2 protein-coding genes are annotated in these 1,198 nt (G+C 68.6%); both read right to left on the bottom strand.

Going from position 1 to position 1,198, the window contains the following annotated elements; genetic code table 11:
• Positions 1–130: 130 nt before the first annotated feature.
• Entirely contained in the window at positions 131–937 is an 807-nt protein-coding gene (gene nudC / locus IE98_RS0141515) for an NAD(+) diphosphatase (protein WP_234443892.1), read from the bottom strand.
• A gap of 67 nt (positions 938–1,004) precedes the next feature.
• A partial coding sequence (locus IE98_RS51795; RefSeq protein WP_234443893.1) for a hypothetical protein occupies positions 1,005–1,198 on the bottom strand: 194 nt, incomplete at its 5' end.

Here is a 1,198-nt window from a genome sequence, read left to right on the forward strand (position 1 = left end):
CAGGCCCGGCATCCGGTCGCCGGTGGGCTCGTCGTCGCCGAGGGACAGGATGACTTTGCGGGCGATTGCCAGGTCGGCGCGTTCCGCGTCGAGTTCGGCTCACATTCCCCCAACAGTGTGGCAAGCCGACTCACTCCACGTCGGCCAACCACTGGTCGATGAGCACCTTGCCGATCGAGTCGACCCGGTAGGGCCCGCCGGCAGCGGAGTCCGTAATTCGCGACCGAAGTTCGGCCGCCGTGAACCAACGTGCCTCCACCACCTCCACGTTGTCCACGTCGATCCGGTCGGAAACGGCCTCGGCGCGGAACCCGATCATCATCCCGGATGGGAACGGCCACGACTGGGATCCCTGATAGGTGATCGTCCCCACCTCGACACCGGCCTCTTCGGCGACCTCGCGGCGCACCGCGTCCTCGAGGCTCTCCCCGATCTCGACGAACCCAGCCAGCGTGCTGAAGCGGTCCGGACCGGATCCCGCGTGCCGGCCGAGCAGGCAGCGCCGAGGCGTGCCGGGTAGTTCGACCAGCACAATCACGGCCGGTTCGATCCGCGGGAAGAGCAGCTTTCCGCAGTCCTGACAGGTCCGCAGGTGGCCACCGTTGCTGGCGACGGCCGGACCGCCGCACGCGCCGCAGAACCGCTGATTCCGGTTCCAGTGCAGGATTCCACGGGCATACGCGAGCAGGCCCGCCTCGTCCGGCGTGATGGTGGGAACCATGGCTCGCACCTCCAGCACCGTGTCCGCGATGGCCAGTTCGACGGCGCTGGACCGGTCGACGCGGGACACGTCGGCCGCGAACACCGCGGCCTCTCCGTCCAGGCCGAGAAACACCTGGTCGTCGGCGGCGTCGAGGATGCCCCGCGCCTCGGCCAGCGGCAGCCGGATGGGCCTGTCGTCGCGGACCAGACAGTGGTCCCGCCACAAGGGAATCACCTGGGTACTGGGGCTCGTCAACAGCCCGGCGACCCACTCCGAGTCGGTACGCCGGCCGCCAACCCGGTCAAGCCCCAAGCCGCTGTAATACAAGGTTCCCCCTAGCCCGTCCTGTCCTGCGCAGATTCCACGATAGTGGGCGTCCACCAACTGGGGTATCGAGCTCGGTCTCGACGACGAGGCCGGCGCTGGTCAGACGCTTGAGCTTGTTGCGCATGCCGGAGATGTGCGTGGGCTCGGTGCCGGTGGCCAGGGTGCGGC

Source organism: Streptomyces sp. NRRL B-24484 (genome assembly GCF_000717715.1).
In the GTDB taxonomy this organism is placed as follows: Bacteria; Actinomycetota; Actinomycetes; order Streptomycetales; family Streptomycetaceae; genus Kitasatospora.